This window comes from Trueperaceae bacterium (assembly GCA_023954415.1).
Classification (GTDB): Bacteria; Deinococcota; Deinococci; order Deinococcales; family Trueperaceae; genus JAAYYF01.
Genome location: JAMLIB010000001.1, coordinates 1 through 15311 on the forward strand (window position 1 = coordinate 1; position 15311 = coordinate 15311).

Genomic DNA, 15311 nt, shown 5'->3' on the forward strand with positions numbered 1-15311 from the left:
GGGGCGCCGGGGTGCGGGGGGGGGGGGGGGCGGGGCTCTGCTGTGGGGCCCCCCCCCCCCGTCCGGATGGTGGGCGATGAGGGGTTCGAACCCCCGACCCTCCGCGTGTAAAGCGGACGCTCTACCGCTGAGCTAATCGCCCTTGCTGGCGGTAACCGGCATGCCGGCCTCGGCATTATGGCATAGCCGTGTCGTCAGCCATAAGCTGGTTCGCGGGCGCGGACGGGACGTCTGGTCGGCGAGGAGACTCGAGCGAGAAAAATAGCTAAAGGCGCCCTTCGCAGAGCGCCTCTTGCTGGTGACCCCTACGGGATTCGAACCCGTGCCGCAACCTTGAAAGGGTTGTGACCTAACCGCTAGTCGAAGGGGCCGCGTGAACGACCGTCCGGCTTGTTCTGTTGGTGGGTCGTGCAGGGCTCGAACCTGCGACCCACTGATTAAAAGTCAGTTGCTCTACCGGCTGAGCTAACGACCCAACAGCCAAAGCAGTATATAGAGGCGGACCGCTGCAGTGTCAAGCGCCGTCCCACGCGCCGCAGACCGCTCGCTCGGAGGCGAGCTAGCCCCTCGCCGGGGGCCGTACCGAGGGCATGGAGACTAATGCATAGTGCGCAACTATGCTTTGCTGGCCGTGGATTCTCGAACCTCTCACCTTGTTGTGTCAGTGCCCCCCTGCTAGACTGTCCGAAGGTAGGTTGTGAAAACGCGCACGAGCGGCAGCGTGTGGTCACGACCACGTCAGGAGCGGTCGTAAGAGGCGCCCATCAACCAGCCGGGCGCTCGCGGAAGGAGCAGCCTCCTTGTATCTAGAGGTCCTCATGATGTTCTTGGCGGCGGGTCTCATCGCGGCCGCCGCCCTCGTCGTAGGCGGGCTCCTCGGGCCGAAGAAGCCGGGCGAGGTGAAGCTGTCGGCCTACGAGTCCGGCGTGCCGGCGGTCGGCAGCGCGCGCGAACGCTTCCCGGTGCACTTCTACCTGGTGGCGATGGTGTTCATCATCTTCGACCTGGAGACGGCCTTCTTCTACCCGCTCGCGGTGAAGTTCCAGGCCGCGCCGCAGTTCCTGTTCGCCAACGCCGTCATCTTCGTGGCGATCCTTGCCGTCGGGTACGTGTACCTGCTGCGCAAGGGCGTCCTGAACTGGAAGTGAGCATGGGTCTCCTGGAGCTTTTCGAGAAGGACGTGCAGGAGCTGGAGGCCGAGGGGATCCTCTTCACCAGCCTCAACAAGCTCGTCGCGTGGGGGCGCTCCAACAGCGTGTGGCCCGCCACGTTCGGTCTGGCATGCTGCGCCATCGAGATGATGGCGTCGACGAACCCCCGCAACGACATGGCTCGCCTCGGCTCGGAGGTGTTCCGCGCCAGCCCCCGGCAGGCCGACGTGATGATCGTGGCCGGGCGGCTCTCCAAGAAGATGGCCCCCATCATGCGGCGCGTCTACGACCAGATGCCCGACCCCAAGTGGGTCATCAGCATGGGCGCGTGTGCGTCGTCCGGCGGCATGTTCAACAACTACGCGATCGTGCAGAACGTCGACTCGGTGGTCCCGGTCGACATCTACGTGCCCGGCTGCCCGCCGCGGCCCGAGGCGCTCATCTACGCCGTCATGCAGCTCCAGAAGAAGATCAGGGGCGAGGCGTTCGACGCGCGCGGCGAGCAACTCGCGCCGGTCGAGGGGTGGAGGAGATGAGCGACGCCCTGCTCGCGGACAGCGTCCCGCTAGGGGCGAACCGGAACGCCGCGCTGGTGGCGCTCGCCGAGCTCGGCGGCGTCGTCCGCGAGGACAAGGAGATGGTCAACGTCACCGTCCCCAAGGCCAGGATCGTCGAGGCCCTGCGCGCCTGCCGCGCGGCCGGGCTCGAGATGCTCACCGACGTCTTCGGGATCGACTACCTGACCTACCCGGGGCACCGCGGCAAGCGCTTCGTCGTCGTCTACAACGTGCACGACGTGCGCGGTACCGATCGGCTCTTCGTACGCGTCGAGGTCGACGACGGCGAGAGCGTCCCTACCGCCACCGAGGTCTGGCGGGGCGCCGACTTCCTCGAGCGCGAGACGTTCGACATGCTCGGGATCGAGTTCGAAGGCCACCCGAACCTCCGCAAGCTCCTCACCCCCGAGGACCTCGACGGTCATCCGCACCGCAAGGACTTCCCGCTCGGCGAGACCCCGACGCTCTTCAACGACGGGCGCTTCCTCGACCCGGCCGCCTTCCGCGCCGGCCTCACGGGGCGGAGCCAGGGCCTCACGGGCTGGATGGGCGGCGCCAGGCGCGGCGTGACCAGCACCGAGGGCACGCTCCCCGGCGATGGGAGGGGCAAGGCGTGAGCGTCAAGACGGTCAACCCCCCGCAGGCGGAAGCCGAGCTGCCGGGCTCGTTCTCGACGCGCTACATGCGCATCAACGTCGGCCCGCAGCACCCGAGCACCCACGGCGTGCTCCGCCTGGTCGTCGACCTGGACGGCGAGCAGATCGTGTCGCTCAAGCCGCAGGTCGGCTACCTCCACACGGGCTTCGAGAAGACGATGGAGAACCGCACGTACCAGCAGTGCGTGACCTACTCCAACCGCATGGACTACCTCCACGCGTTCGCCCACGACCTGGCGTACGTGCTGGCAGTCGAGAAGCTCATGGACGCGCGCGTCCCCGTGCGCGCCCAGCGCGTCAGGGTCATCCTCACCGAGCTGAACCGCATCGCGAGCCACCTCGTCTTCTTCGGGACGGGCATGCTCGACATGGGCGCCCTCACCCCGTACTTCTACTGCATGCGCGAGCGCGAGGGCCTGATGGACATCTTCGAGGCCGTCTCGGGCGTGCGCATGAACTACGGCTACTTCCGCGTCGGCGGTCTCTACCAGGACGTCCCGGACACGTTCGAGCCGATGGTGCGGAAGTGGATCGACGCTTTCCCCAAGCACGCCGACGAGTACTACAACCTGTTCATGGCGAACAGCATCCTCAAGGCGCGCACGCAGGGGGTGGCCGTCGTCACGCGCGACATGGCGATCGACTACGCCCTGACGGGCCCGAGCGCCCGTGCGAGCGGCGTGCCCCTCGACTACCGCAAGGCGGCGCCGTACTCGGGCTACGAGGAGTACGTGTTCGACGTGCCGACGCGCGAGGAAGGCGACATCTACGCGCGCATGGCCGTGCGCTTCGAGGAGATGCTCGAGAGCTGCAAGATCGTGCGCCAGGCCCTCGACATGCTCGAGCCCGGACCCGTCAAGGACCCCGACAGGCGCATCAGCCTCCCCCCGAGGCGCGAGCTCGAGAACTCGATGGAGGCGGTCATCTTCCACTTCAAGCTCGTCACGGAAGGCTTCCACCCGCCGAAGGGCGAGGTGTACGTGCCCACGGAGAGCGCCCGCGGCGAGCTCGGCTACTACGTGATAAGCGACGGCGGCTCGATGCCCTACCGGGTCAAGGTCAAGGCGCCCAGCCTCGCCAACCTCCAGTCGCTCGAACCCTCAAGCATCGGCGGGCTCTTCGCCGACATGGTCATCAACATCGCCAGCTTCGACCCCGTGCTCGGCGACGTGGACAAGTAAGTGAGCCGATGAACGAGACCCATACTCACACCCAGACGCCATTCTTCGCCGACAAGCAGGAGAAGCTCGCCGAGATCCTCTCGCGCTACCCGGCCGATGGGCGCCGCAGCGCCCTCATGCCCCTCCTCTGGGAAGTCCAGCGCGAGGAGCGCTACGTGAGCGAGGAGCGCATGCGCGAGCTCGCAGAGATCGTCGGCACGACGGCCACGGAAGTCAAGGGCGTCATGTCGTTCTACTCCACCTATCACGACCAGCCCGTCGGCACGTTCCACATCCAGGTCTGCTCCACGCTCTCGTGCGCCCTGGCGGGCTCCGACGAGCTGTTCGACTTCCTCTCGAACGAGCTCGGCATCGTCAACGGCGAGACCACGGCGGACGGCAGGTTCAGCCTGCAGAAGGTCGAATGCGTCGGCTCCTGCGGCACCGCGCCCGTCGTGCAGGTGAACGACACCTACTTCGAACGCGTCGGCCGCGGGCGCTGCCGGCGCCTCGTCGACGCGCTCAGGCAGGGTGAGATGCCGCCCGTGTGGCGCGAGCGCGGCGGCGACACGGTCGGTGCCGCCAAGGCCGAGCCGCTCCAGAAGCCGACCGACGTAAGGGAGGGGTGACGTGAGCGACCAAGCCGCCACCGCGGCGAAGCCGGCCCCCATCCTTAGCCGGCACGACCCGCGTTACGAGGTCACCATGTACCGCTACGTCGGCGTGGAGGGGGCGCACACGCTCGACTTCTACCGCTCCCACGGCGGTTACGAGGCGGCCAAGAAGGCTCTGACGGGCATGACGCCCGCCCAGGTCATCGACGAGGTCAAGGCGTCCGGGCTCCGCGGCCGCGGCGGCGCCGGCTTCCCGACGGGCGTCAAGTGGTCGTTCATGGCCCCGCCCGACGGCAAGCCGCGCTACCTCGTGTGCAACGCCGACGAATCGGAGCCCGGCTCCTTCAAGGACCGCTACATCCTCGAGGACGACCCGCACCAGCTCGTCGAGGGCATGATCATCGGCGCCTACGCCATGCAGATGACCTTCGGCTTCCTCTACGTGCGCGGTGAGTACTACCTGGGTACGACGCGCATGGAGGCCGCGATCGCGGAGGCGCGCGCGGCCGGCCTGCTCGGCGAGAACATCCTCGGCACGAACTTCTCCTTCGACATCACGGTCCACCGGGGCGCCGGCGCCTACATCTGCGGCGAGGAGACGGCCCTCATGAACTCGCTCGAGGGCCTGCGCGCCAACCCGCGCCTCAAGCCGCCCTTCCCGGCCGCGGCCGGCATGTACGGGCGGCCGACCACCATCAACAACGTCACGAGCCTCACGAGCGCCGTGCACATCATCGACAAGGGCGCCGCCTGGTTCGCTGGGATGGGCACGGACGACAGCAAGGGCACGAAGCTCTACCAGATCTCCGGGCCCGTCAAGCGCACGGGCGTCTACGAGATGCCCATGGGGGCCACGTTCCGCGAGCTGATCTACGACTTCGCGGGCGGGCCGACCATGGAGCCGAAGGCGTTCATCCCCGGTGGCTCGTCCACCCCCATGTTCCCGTGGGAGGACCGCTTCCTCGACATGCCGATGGACTACGGCACGCTGGCCAAGAACGGCTCGATGCTCGGCACGGGCGGCGTGATCGTCATCCCGCGCGACAAGTGCATCGTCGACGCCCTTTACAACCTCGTGCGCTTCTACGCCCACGAGTCGTGCGGCAAGTGCACCCCGTGCCGCGAGGGCGTCGGTCATTGGCTGCCGCGCATGTACCAGAAGCTCGTGTCCGGCCTCGGTCAGCCCGAGGACATCGCCCTCCTCGAGAGCGTCGCGAGCAACATCAAAAGCAACGCGTTCTGCCCGCTGGCCGACGCGTGCATCGGCCCCGTGCAGGCGAGCCTCAAGTGGTTCAGGGACGAGTACGAGTACCTCGCGGCGAACGGCAAGTCGAAGTACCCCAAGAACGACTGGTGGCAGGCATGAAGGTACGTGTCAACGACGTCGAACTGGATCTCGCGCCCGGCACCAGCGCCATCGATGCGGTGTTCGCCGCCGGGGGCGACGTGCCGTACTTCTGCAGCCAGGAGTACATGTCGCCCATCGGAGCGTGCCGCATGTGCCTCGCGCAGGTCGGCGCGCCGCGCAAGGAGCGTGACGGCTCCTGGGTGATGGACGAGGCGACGGGCCAACCGAAGATCTTCTGGTTCCCGAACCTCATGGCGACGTGCACGACGCAGGTGATGGAGGGCATGGTCATCGACACCCTGTCGGAGCGCGTGAAGACCGCTCAGAACGGCATGGTCGAGTTCACCCTCATCAACCACCCGCTCGACTGCCCCGTCTGCGACAAGGGCGGCGCCTGCGAGCTGCAGGACCGCTCCTACGAGTTCGGCGACGGCCTCTCGCGCTTCCAGTTCGACAAGCGCCACAACGAGAAGCACCACCCGCTCTCCGACCTCATCACCCTCGACCGCGAGCGCTGCATCCAGTGCAAGCGCTGCGTGCGCTACTTCGAGGAGGTCCCCGGCGACGAGGTCCTCGACTTCATCGAGCGGACCGCGCACACCTACATCGGCACGGCCGACCACGGCCTGCCGAGCAACTTCACGGGCAACATCGCAGACATCTGCCCGGTCGGCGCGCTCCTCGACGCCTCGAGCCGCTTCCGCGGCCGCAACTGGGAGTACGACCACACGCGCACCACGAGCATGGACGACGCCACCGGCGCCGCCATCATCGTCGACGCGCGGACGGGCCGCATCGAGCGCATCAAGGCCGCGCTCAACCCCGACGTCAACAAGACCTGGATCGACGACGGCGCGCGCTTCGGTCACGAGTACGTCGACTCGTCCGACCGCCTCACGACGCCCCTCGTCAGGCGCCAGGGCAAGCTCGAGCCCGCGACCTGGGACGAGGCGACGGCCTTCATCGCCGAGCGCCTGAAGGGGCTCTCCGGCAAGGACGTCGGCATCGCCGTCCGCGCCGACGCGACGCTCGAGGAGGGCGTGGCCGCCATGGCCCTCGCCGAGGAGCTCGGCACGGGCCAGCTCGACCACGCGCCGCGCCCCGCCGCCACGCTGATCGGCAACCAGACGGCCACCATCACCGACCTCGCGACGGCGGACGCCATCCTCGTCGTCGGCGACCTCACGGAGGAGGCCGGCATCCTGGACCTGCGCGTCAAGGACGCGCTCAAGGGCGTCACGCCGCCGACGCTCATGCCGCACGGCGTGCCCATCGCCGACCTGCGCCTCAAGGAGCGCATGCCGCGCCGCCGCGAGATCCTCGCGGTGGCCGCGCCCTACCGGGTCGACCTCATGCGCCACGCCGGCACCGCCGTCCACTACCCGGCCGGGGGAGAGGCGGCGTTCTTCCGCGCGCTCGGCAAGCTGGCGGCCGACGCCAACGCCGTGCTGGTCGAGGCCGACGAGGCCGCCACCGGCATGAGCACCGCGCAGGCGCGGGCCCTCGTCGCCCGCCTGGGCGCCGCCAAGCAGGCCGTCGTCGTGCTGGGCGGGCTCGCCCTCACCCGCCGCGAGTCGGCGGAGGCGGCGCGCGCGTTCATCAAGGCCGTCGGCGCCAAGGAGCTGGCGGTCGGCCCGATGGCCAACAGCTACGGCCTCGAGCTCCTCGGCGTGCTGCCCAGCCACGAGCGCTACGGTTACGCCGGCATGCTCGAGGGCTCCAAGGCGCTCATCCTCTCGCACCTGGACCCCGCGCAAGACGGCGAGGTCGCCGAACGGCTGCGCGGCAAGGACCTCCTGGTGGTCCACGACATCTTCATGACCGAGACGGCCCACCTGGCCGACGTCGTCCTCCCGGCCGCGAGCGTCTACGAGCGCGACGGCACCGTGGTGAACCTCGAAGGGCGCTTCCTGCCCGTGCGGGCCGCCCCGGTCGACGCCGGCAGCAGCACGGACCTCACGGGCGTCGCGCGCGCGCTCGGCGAGGCCATGGGCAAGCGGCTCGAGGGGCGCAGCGTGCGCTCCGCGCGCCGCGTCCTCAAGAAACGCTTCGACATCGACTTCGCGGAGCTGCCCGATACCGGGCTGCTCCCGCGCACCAAGGGCAGGGGCCCGGCCAAGGCCCTCGCCGGCGAGGCGCCCGCCGCCACCGGCAACGTCCTCGTCGTGCCGAGCATGGCCAGGGCCGAGTACCTGAGCCGCAACCGGCACCTCGCCGCCGCCGTCGGTGGCAACCGCCTCCGCGTCAACCCGGAGGACGCCGCGAAGCACAACCTCACCGCCGGGGCCGAGGTGCGCCTGAAGGTCGGCGGCACGTGGCGCCAGGCCGTCGTCCACGTCACGGACGGCGTGCCGCGCGGGCTGATGACCATCCCGAGCCTCCCCGAGCAGCCCGTGGGGCTGGCGCAGGCCGACCTGGCGAGCATCGTCGTCGAGCAGGTCCGCTTGGAGGTGGCGTCGTGACCCACGACCCGCTGTGGATCACGTTCATCAAGGCGCTCGTCGTCTGCGTGCTGCTCCTCGGGGCGTTCGCATACATGACGCTCATCGAGCGCAAGCTCCTCGGGCGCTTCCAGCACCGCCCCGGCCCGAACATGGTCGGCCCCGGCGGCTGGCTGCAGCCCATCGCCGACGCCATCAAGACGATCTTCAAGGAAGACCTCAACGTCACGGCCGCCGACAAGTTCGTGCTCGTCCTCGCGCCCGCCATCAGCATCGTCTTCGCGCTCTCGGCCTTCGGCGCCATCCCCGCCGGGCCGGCCGGCAGCCTCTTCGGCTTCAACCCGTGGGTGATGGACCTCGACATCGGGCTCCTCTACATCCTCGCGGCGACGTCGCTGGGCGTGTACGGCATCTTCCTCGGCGGTTGGGCGGCCAACAGCAAGTACGCGCTGCTCGGTAGCCTGCGCTCCAGCGCCCAGATCATCTCGTACGAGCTCGGCCTGGGCCTGAGCGTGCTCGCGGTCATCATCGTGGCCGGCACGCTCAACCTGCGCGAGATCGTCGAGCTCAACATCTGGTCTGTGAGCCCCTGGCTCTGGCCTGGGCTGCTCCTCGCCTTCGCCACGTTCGTCATCTCCGGCACGGCCGAGGTGAACCGCACGCCGTTCGACTTGCCCGAGGCCGAGCAGGAGCTCGTGGCCGGCTACCTGACGGAGTACTCCTCCATCAAGTGGGCGCTCTACCAGATGGCCGAGTACGTGAACATGCTGACGGCCTCCGCGTTCATCTCCACGCTCTTCCTCGGCGGCTACCGGGGGCCGCGCTTCCTCGACGCGCTCATCCCCGGCGTCTCGGAGTGGCCGTTCATATGGCTGTTCGTGAAGATGGCCATCTTCATGTTCATGTTCATCTGGCTCAAGGCGACGCTGCCGCGCCTGCGTTACGACCAGCTCATGCGCTTCGGCTGGATCTACGTCTTCGAGTTCGCGTTGGCGGCGGCGCTCATCACGGGGGCGGTGGTCGCGTTTGTCATCTGATCGCGCCACCCAGCCGCTCACCGGTCACGGAGGTACTCCAGCATGAGCGTCATCGACATCGCCAAGGGCATGGGGCTGACCCTGGGGTACATGTTCAAGCGCCCCGTGACGGTCCAGTACCCGCGCGACAAGGTCACGATCCAGCCGCGCTTCCGCGGCCGGCACCACCTCCTCAGGCACCCTGACACGGGCCTCGAGAAGTGCATCGGCTGCAGCCTGTGCGCCGCGGCCTGCCCCGCCTACGCCATCTACGTCGAGGCGGCGGAGAACGACCCCGCCGACCCCGTCTCGCCGGGCGAGCGCTACGCGAAGATCTACGAGATCAACATGCTGCGCTGCATCTTCTGCGGCTTCTGCGAGGAGGCGTGCCCGACCGGGGCCGTCGTGCTCGGCCACGAGTTCGAGATGGCGGACTTCCGCTACCAGGACTTCGTCTACCGCAAGGAGGACATGCTCGTAGGCACGAAGGGCGGCAAGTGGCAGCGCCGGGAGGCCGAGGCGAAGGGCAAGGACGTCAAGCTGGGGTTCGAGGCCGGACCCCGTCCCGAGCTGGAAGGCGTCGACTACTGACATGGTCGCCTTCGTCATCCTAGCCGCGCTCATGCTCGCCGGCGGCATCGGGGTCGTGACGCTGCGGCAGCCGGTCCACGCCGCGCTTGCGCTCGTCGGCACGCTCCTGGCCCTCGCGGTCACTTACGTGACGCTGCAAGCGCACTTCCTCGCCGCCATCCAGGTCATCGTCTACGCGGGCGCCATCATGGTGCTCTTCCTCTTCGTGATCATGCTCCTCAACGTGAGCGGCGAGCGGACCGGCGACAAGCTCAAGTGGCTCAAGCCCGCCGCCTGGGCCAGCGCCGGCGTCACCGTCGCCGGGCTCGTGGTCGTCTACTTCCTGCAGCGGCAGCCGCTGCCCGGTGCCGCCGTCGTCGACGGCGCCCTTGGCGGCGGCGGCGCCGAGCGCATAGGCGAGGTCCTCTTCACGGACTACCTGCTCGCCTTCCAACTCGTCGGCGTGCTGCTCCTCACGGGCGTGGTCGCGGCCGTGAGCCTCGTCCAGCGCGCCGCGCCGGAGACGCGCCCCCAGCGGGGCTCCGCCGCGCGCTCGGCGCCGCATGAGCCGACCTCCGCGTCCGTTACCGGCGTCGCCCTCGACGACGAGCTCGTGCACGGAGGCCACTGATGGTCGGCACCGAGTACTACGTCGCCCTCAGCGCCGTCCTCTTCGCCGTCGGCGGCGTCGGGGTCCTGACGCGGCGGAGCGCCATCATGCTCTTCCTGTCCGTCGAGCTGATGCTCAACGCCGCCAACCTGGCCATGGTCGCCTTCGCCCGCAGCTGGAGCGCCAGCGGCGCGGCGACGGCCCTCAACGGACAGACGGCGGTGTTCATCGTGCTGGCCGTCGCGGCCGCCGAGGTGGCCGTCGGCTTGGGCATCCTCGTCGCCATCTTCCGTAACCGCGTGAGCACCGACGTGGACGAGCTATCGGAGGTGCGCGCATGACCGACCTCGTCCAGTGGGCCGCCCTCGCGCCGCTGCTCGCCCTCGCCGGCGCCTTGGTGAACGGCCTGTTCGGCCGCAGCCTCAAGGAGCCCGCCCCCGGCATCATCGGCAGCGCCGCCGTCGGGGCGGGCTTCGTCCTCTCGCTCGTCGCCTTCCTCGGCGTCGCCGGCTCCGGCGAGGCCGTGCGCGTCGGCTTCGGCGACTTCCTCACCGCCGGTAGCTTCACCCTCGCGCTCGGCTTCCACCTCGATCAGCTCAGCGTCCTGATGATGCTGATCATCACGGGCGTCGGGTTCCTCATCCACGTCTACTCGATCGGGTACATGCACGGCGACCCGGGCTACTCCCGCTACTTCGCCCAGCTCAACCTCTTCGTCGCCTCCATGCTCGTGCTCGTCATGGCCGACTCGTTCGTGCTCATGTTCGTCGGCTGGGAAGGCGTGGGGGTCTGCTCCTTCCTCCTCATCGGCTTCTGGTACCGCGACCTCGCCAACGCGAGCGCCGGCCGCAAGGCGTTCATCGTCAACCGCGTCGGCGACGTCGGCTTCCTGCTCGCGATGTTCCTAACCTTCAAGGTCTTCGGCAGCCTCGACATCCAGACGGTCAGCGCCATGGCGCCCACCATGTTGTACGGCTCCGCCGTGCTCACCGGCATCGGGCTCCTGTACCTGCTCGCCGCGGCCGGCAAGTCGGCGCAACTCCCGCTCCACGTCTGGCTGCCGGACGCCATGGCGGGCCCGACGCCCGTCTCGGCGCTCATCCACGCGGCCACCATGGTCACGGCCGGCGTCTACCTGATCGCGCGCACCAGCGCCGTGTACGCGGTCGCGCCCGGCGCGCTCGCCACCGTCGCCTGGGTCGGGGTCCTGACGGCGCTCGTGGCGGCCATCGCGGCCGTCGGGCAGACCGACATCAAGCGCATCCTCGCGTACTCGACGATCTCGCAGGTCGGCTTCATGATCGCCGCCGTCGGGGCGGGCGCCTACTGGGCCGGCATCTTCCACGTCCTCACCCACGCCTTCTTCAAGGCGCTCCTCTTCCTCGGCGCGGGCTCCGTCATCCACGCCCTCGGCGGCGAGCAGGACGTGCGCAAGATGGGCGGCCTCGGCAGGCGGATGAAGGTCACGGGCACGACGGCGCTCATCGCTACCCTCGCCATCGCGGGCGTGCCGTTCCTGTCGGGCTTCTTCAGCAAGGACACCATCGTGGTCGCCACCTTCACGAGCGGCGTGCTCGCCGGGGTGGGCGGCGAGGTGCTCTACGCCCTCCTGATGGTCACGGCCGGCATCACGGCGTTCTACATGTTCCGCTGGTACTACCTCGTCTTCGCAGGCGAGGAGCGCATGGAGCGCGGCGTGAGCGCCAAGGTCCACGAGTCGCCGAGCGTCATGACCGTGCCGCTCGTGATCCTCGCCGTCGGCAGCGTCCTCGTCGGCTACCTCGGGCTGCCGGCCTTCCTGGCCGACAACCGCATCGGCGCCTGGCTCGGCCACGCCACGGCCGCCGGCGAGTTCTCGCACCCGAGCGTCGCCACCGAGTGGCTGCTGCTCCTCGCCTCGGTGGTGGTGGCCTTCATCGGCCTCGCCCTCGGGTACTGGGTCTACGTTCTCGGTAAGGGCGCCCTGGCCAAGCGCCTCGGCGGCACGCCCCTGGCAAGCGCCTCGCGCGGGGCCTTCGGCGTGGACGGCCTCTACAAGGCCCTGTTCGTCGACACCGGCAGCGGCACGGCCGAGGCCGTCACGCTCTTCGACCGCGAGGTCGTCGACCGCGGCCTCCTGGGTCTGAGCGGCGTCGTGCCGCTCATCGGTGGCCTTTTGCGGCGCGTTCAGTCCGGCCGGGTGCGCGCCTACGCCTTCGCGATGCTGCTCGGAGCGGCAGGCCTAGTAGCGGCCGCCGCCCTCGTGGGGGTGCTCAAGTGACCGCCGTCCTCACCATCCTCGTCCCCCTGGTCACCGCCGCGCTCGTGCTGCTGCTGAGGGGCTCGACGCTCCTCACGCGGCTCGTCGCCATGGCGGGCGCCGTCGCCACGCTCGTGCTCGCCGTCCTCCTGCCAGGCTCGCGGCCGTTCTCCGCCGAGTGGCTCCCCGGCCTGGGCGTGAGCTTCAGCGTCGACGGCAACGGCGCTGCTTCGGTGCTCGTCTTCGCCGTCGCGCTGATGATGATCCCGGCCCTCCTCGTCGCCCTCACACGCGTCGAGAAGGGCGCCGCCGGCTTCGCCGCGCTCCTGCTGGCGGCCGAGGCCGGGCTCGCGGGCATCTTCATGGCGCGCGACCTCATCGTCTTCTACGTCTTCTGGGAGGCCACGCTCGTGCCCGGCCTCCTCCTCCTCGGGCTCTACGGGGGCGAGAAGCGCCGCGAGGCGACGGCCAAGTACCTCGTGTACGCCGTCACGGGCTCCTTCTTCATGCTCGTCGGCATCCTCGCCCTGAAGACGCTCTCCGGCGCGGCGTCGTTCGACGTCATCGACCTCATGCTCGTCACGCCCGACCTGCCGGTCGCCACGCAGACGTGGCTCTTCATCGGCCTGGCGGTCGGGATGGCCGTCAAGCTCCCCATCTGGCCGCTGCACTCCTGGCTGGTCGACCTGAACGAGCAGAACCACCCGTCCGGCGCCGCCGACGTGCTCGGCTCGCTCTACAAGGTCGGGGCGTTCGGCTTCTTCGCCTGGGGCATACCGCTCCTGCCAGCCGGCGCCTTGCGCGTCGGGCCCATCCTCCTGGCCCTGGCCGCCGTCACGGCCCTCTACGGCGCGTTCGGCGCCATCGGCTCGACGCACCTGAAGCGCTTCCTCGCCTACGGGTCGCTCTCCCACATGGGCATAATCGGCGTCGGCATCTTCGGCATGCACCTGGCCGGCCTCAACGGCGCCATGTACTTCCTGGCAGCCCAGATGGTCTCGACCGGCGGGCTCTTCCTCGTAGGCGGCATGCTCTACCACCGCCGGCGCACCTTCGACCTGCGCGACTACGGCGGCCTCGCCAAGTCCGCGCCCGCGCTCGCCGCCCTCGGCCTGCTCGTCATCTTCGCCTTCATCGGGGTGCCCGGCCTCTCCAACTTCCCTGGCGAGTTCATGTCGCTCATGGGCGCCTTCCAGAACGCGCCATGGCCGGCCGCCGTCGCCACCCTCGCCGTCATCGCGGCGGGCGTGTACGGCGTGAACCTCTACCAGCGCGTCTTCCAGGGGGATGGCGAAGCGCCGGTCAAGGACCTCGACGCTCTGGAGATGTACGTGCTGCTGCCCGTCGTCGTCGGCGTGCTCTGGTTCGGGGTGATGGCGGCCCCGCAGCTGCGCCGCATCGAGGCGCAGTCGCAGCTCACGACCCTGCAGCTCGAGCGGGTAGCAACGCCGCCCATGCCCGGGGAGACGTTGAGCCTCGGAGGTGCCAAGTGAGCTTCCCCGGCGTCCTCGACATCGACTGGAACGTCATGGCCCCGGCCGTGGCGCTCCTGATCACGGCCATCGCGGCGCTCGTCTTCGGCCTGTCCTCGCGCGACTCGCGCGGTCCGGCGGCCGTGGCGCTCCTCGGCGTCCTCACCGCCGCGATCTTCACCGTCGCGCACCTCTTCTCGGGCAACGAGGGCGCGGCCAGCTTCGGGCTGCGCTACCTCGGCGACGTGCCCGCGACGGCCCTCACGCTCGTCATCCTGGTCGGCACGGCCATCGCGATCCTCGTTAGCTGGGACCAGCTCGAGCGGGGCGGCATGGGCCAACCCGAGTACTACCCGCTCATGGTCCTCTCCGCCCTCGGCGCCGTCGTCATGGCGTCGGCCGGCGACCTCATCACGCTGATCCTCGGCCTCGAGATCATGTCCTTGCCCGCCTACGCCCTGTCCGCCTGGCGGACGCGCGACAGGCAGTCCGAGGAGGCCGGCATGAAGTACTTCCTGCTCGGCGCCTTCGGCTCGGCCATGCTCATCTACGGCACGGCCCTCCTGTACGGCGCGAGCGGCTCCTTCGTGTACGGCACCGTGGCGGCCTCCCTGACAGGGGGCGGCCTCACGCTCCTCGCGACAGCCGGTGGCGCGCTCGTCCTCGCCGGCCTCGGGTTCAAGGCCGCCCTCGCGCCGTTCCACCAGTGGGCGCCCGACGTGTACACGGGCGCTCCGACCGTGGTCGTCACGTTCATGAGCGTGGTCATCAAGGTCGGCGCCTTCGCCGCCCTCCTGCGCATCGCCGCGACCGTGTTCCCGGCGCTGCAGCCGTGGCTCCTCACCGCCCTGGCCGTCATCGTCGCCCTCACGCTCGTCGTCGGCAACCTCACGGCCCTCATGCAGCGCGGCGTGAAGCGCATGCTCGCCTACTCGTCCGTCGCCCACGCCGGCTACCTTGGCCTCGCCCTGCTGGCCGCCAACCACGGCGGCGTGGCCGCGGCCGCCTTCTACCTGAGCGTGTACGCCCTCATGAACGCGGGCGCGTTCGCCGTGCTCACCCTCGTGATGGACGCGAGCGACCAGGGCGACGACCTCGAGCGCTTCGCCGGCCTCGGCAGGACGCGCCCCGGGCTCGCCGCCGCGATGGCCGTGTTCATGCTCAGCCTCGGGGGCATCCCGCTCCTCGGCGGGTTCACGGGCAAGGTCCTCGTGTTCCAGGCGGCCATCGACGCCGGCTACGTTTGGCTCGCCGTGCTCGGCATCGCCACGAGCGTCGTGGCCCTCTTCTACTACTTCCGCGTGATCGCGTACATGTACTTCAGGGAGAGCTCGCACGCGCCGCACACCTTCCGGTCGGCACCCGCGCGCGTCGCCATCGTCATCGCGCTGGCCGGCACCGTGCTGCTCGGCATCCTGCCGGGCTGGTGGCATACGCTCCTCAGCGTCGGGCCGCGCTTCCTGGCCGGTAACTGAGC

General features: G+C 69.4%; 14 protein-coding genes and 3 tRNA genes. 14 read left to right on the plus strand and 3 right to left on the minus strand.

The annotated features are described in order from the left end of the window. Positions 1–67: 67 nt before the first annotated feature. From M9914_00005 to M9914_00015, 3 genes are all read right to left on the minus strand, one after another. A tRNA-Val gene (locus M9914_00005) sits at positions 68–142 on the minus strand. A gap of 154 nt (positions 143–296) precedes the next feature. Then, positions 297–371: transfer RNA gene (locus M9914_00010), tRNA-Glu, on the minus strand. A 28-nt stretch (positions 372–399) separates the two neighbouring features. Next, a tRNA-Lys gene (locus tag M9914_00015) sits at positions 400–475 on the minus strand. A gap of 325 nt (positions 476–800) precedes the next feature. Here M9914_00015 and M9914_00020 point away from each other — a divergent pair. From M9914_00020 to M9914_00085, 14 genes are read left to right on the plus strand one after another with little or no spacing between them, the layout of a single operon-like run. Beyond that, positions 801–1148 carry an NADH-quinone oxidoreductase subunit A gene (locus tag M9914_00020; protein MCO5172555.1) on the plus strand — a complete coding sequence of 116 codons (348 nt, stop codon included), beginning with the start codon at positions 801–803 and terminating at the stop codon, positions 1146–1148. A 2-nt stretch (positions 1149–1150) separates the two neighbouring features. Next, complete coding sequence (locus M9914_00025) at positions 1151–1687, plus strand: NADH-quinone oxidoreductase subunit B (protein MCO5172556.1); 537 nt, start codon at positions 1151–1153, stop codon at positions 1685–1687. Then, the gene (locus M9914_00030) at positions 1684–2325 is read left to right on the plus strand and encodes an NADH-quinone oxidoreductase subunit C (protein ID MCO5172557.1); all 642 of its coding nucleotides are present in this window, start codon (positions 1684–1686) and stop codon (positions 2323–2325) included. Before M9914_00025 ends, M9914_00030 begins: the two co-directional genes overlap by 4 nt. Beyond that, positions 2322–3545, plus strand: a complete 1224-nt coding sequence (gene nuoD, locus M9914_00035) for an NADH dehydrogenase (quinone) subunit D (GenBank protein MCO5172558.1) — start codon at positions 2322–2324, stop codon at positions 3543–3545. Before M9914_00030 ends, nuoD begins: the two co-directional genes overlap by 4 nt. 8 nt (positions 3546–3553) lie before the next feature. Further along, positions 3554–4153, plus strand: a complete 600-nt coding sequence (gene nuoE / locus M9914_00040; protein MCO5172559.1) for an NADH-quinone oxidoreductase subunit NuoE — start codon at positions 3554–3556, stop codon at positions 4151–4153. 1 nt (position 4154) lies between these two features. Further along, on the plus strand, positions 4155–5504 hold the full coding sequence (gene nuoF, locus M9914_00045; GenBank protein MCO5172560.1) for an NADH-quinone oxidoreductase subunit NuoF: 1350 nt from the start codon (positions 4155–4157) through the stop codon (positions 5502–5504). After that, entirely contained in the window at positions 5501–7948 is a 2448-nt protein-coding gene (gene nuoG, locus M9914_00050; GenBank protein ID MCO5172561.1) for an NADH-quinone oxidoreductase subunit NuoG, read from the plus strand. Before nuoF ends, nuoG begins: the two co-directional genes overlap by 4 nt. Beyond that, positions 7945–8964 (plus strand): NADH-quinone oxidoreductase subunit H, encoded by a 1020-nt coding sequence (locus M9914_00055; GenBank protein ID MCO5172562.1) that lies wholly within the window; start codon positions 7945–7947, stop codon positions 8962–8964. The genes nuoG and M9914_00055 overlap by 4 nt, the downstream gene beginning before the upstream one ends. A gap of 42 nt (positions 8965–9006) precedes the next feature. After that, positions 9007–9534: an NADH-quinone oxidoreductase subunit NuoI gene (gene nuoI / locus M9914_00060; protein ID MCO5172563.1), complete on the plus strand. Its 528-nt coding sequence runs from the start codon at positions 9007–9009 to the stop codon at positions 9532–9534. A 1-nt stretch (position 9535) separates the two neighbouring features. Further along, on the plus strand, positions 9536–10144 hold the full coding sequence (locus M9914_00065) for an NADH-quinone oxidoreductase subunit J (protein MCO5172564.1): 609 nt from the start codon (positions 9536–9538) through the stop codon (positions 10142–10144). Beyond that, positions 10144–10464: an NADH-quinone oxidoreductase subunit NuoK gene (nuoK, locus tag M9914_00070; protein MCO5172565.1), complete on the plus strand. Its 321-nt coding sequence runs from the start codon at positions 10144–10146 to the stop codon at positions 10462–10464. The genes M9914_00065 and nuoK overlap by 1 nt, the downstream gene beginning before the upstream one ends. Then, a complete protein-coding gene (gene nuoL, locus M9914_00075; protein MCO5172566.1) occupies positions 10461–12383 on the plus strand; it encodes an NADH-quinone oxidoreductase subunit L in 1923 nt (640 codons plus the stop codon). The genes nuoK and nuoL overlap by 4 nt, the downstream gene beginning before the upstream one ends. After that, positions 12380–13855: an NADH-quinone oxidoreductase subunit M gene (locus tag M9914_00080; protein MCO5172567.1), complete on the plus strand. Its 1476-nt coding sequence runs from the start codon at positions 12380–12382 to the stop codon at positions 13853–13855. The genes nuoL and M9914_00080 overlap by 4 nt, the downstream gene beginning before the upstream one ends. After that, entirely contained in the window at positions 13852–15309 is a 1458-nt protein-coding gene (locus tag M9914_00085; GenBank protein ID MCO5172568.1) for an NADH-quinone oxidoreductase subunit N, read from the plus strand. The genes M9914_00080 and M9914_00085 overlap by 4 nt, the downstream gene beginning before the upstream one ends. The last annotated feature ends 2 nt before the right edge of the window (positions 15310–15311 follow it).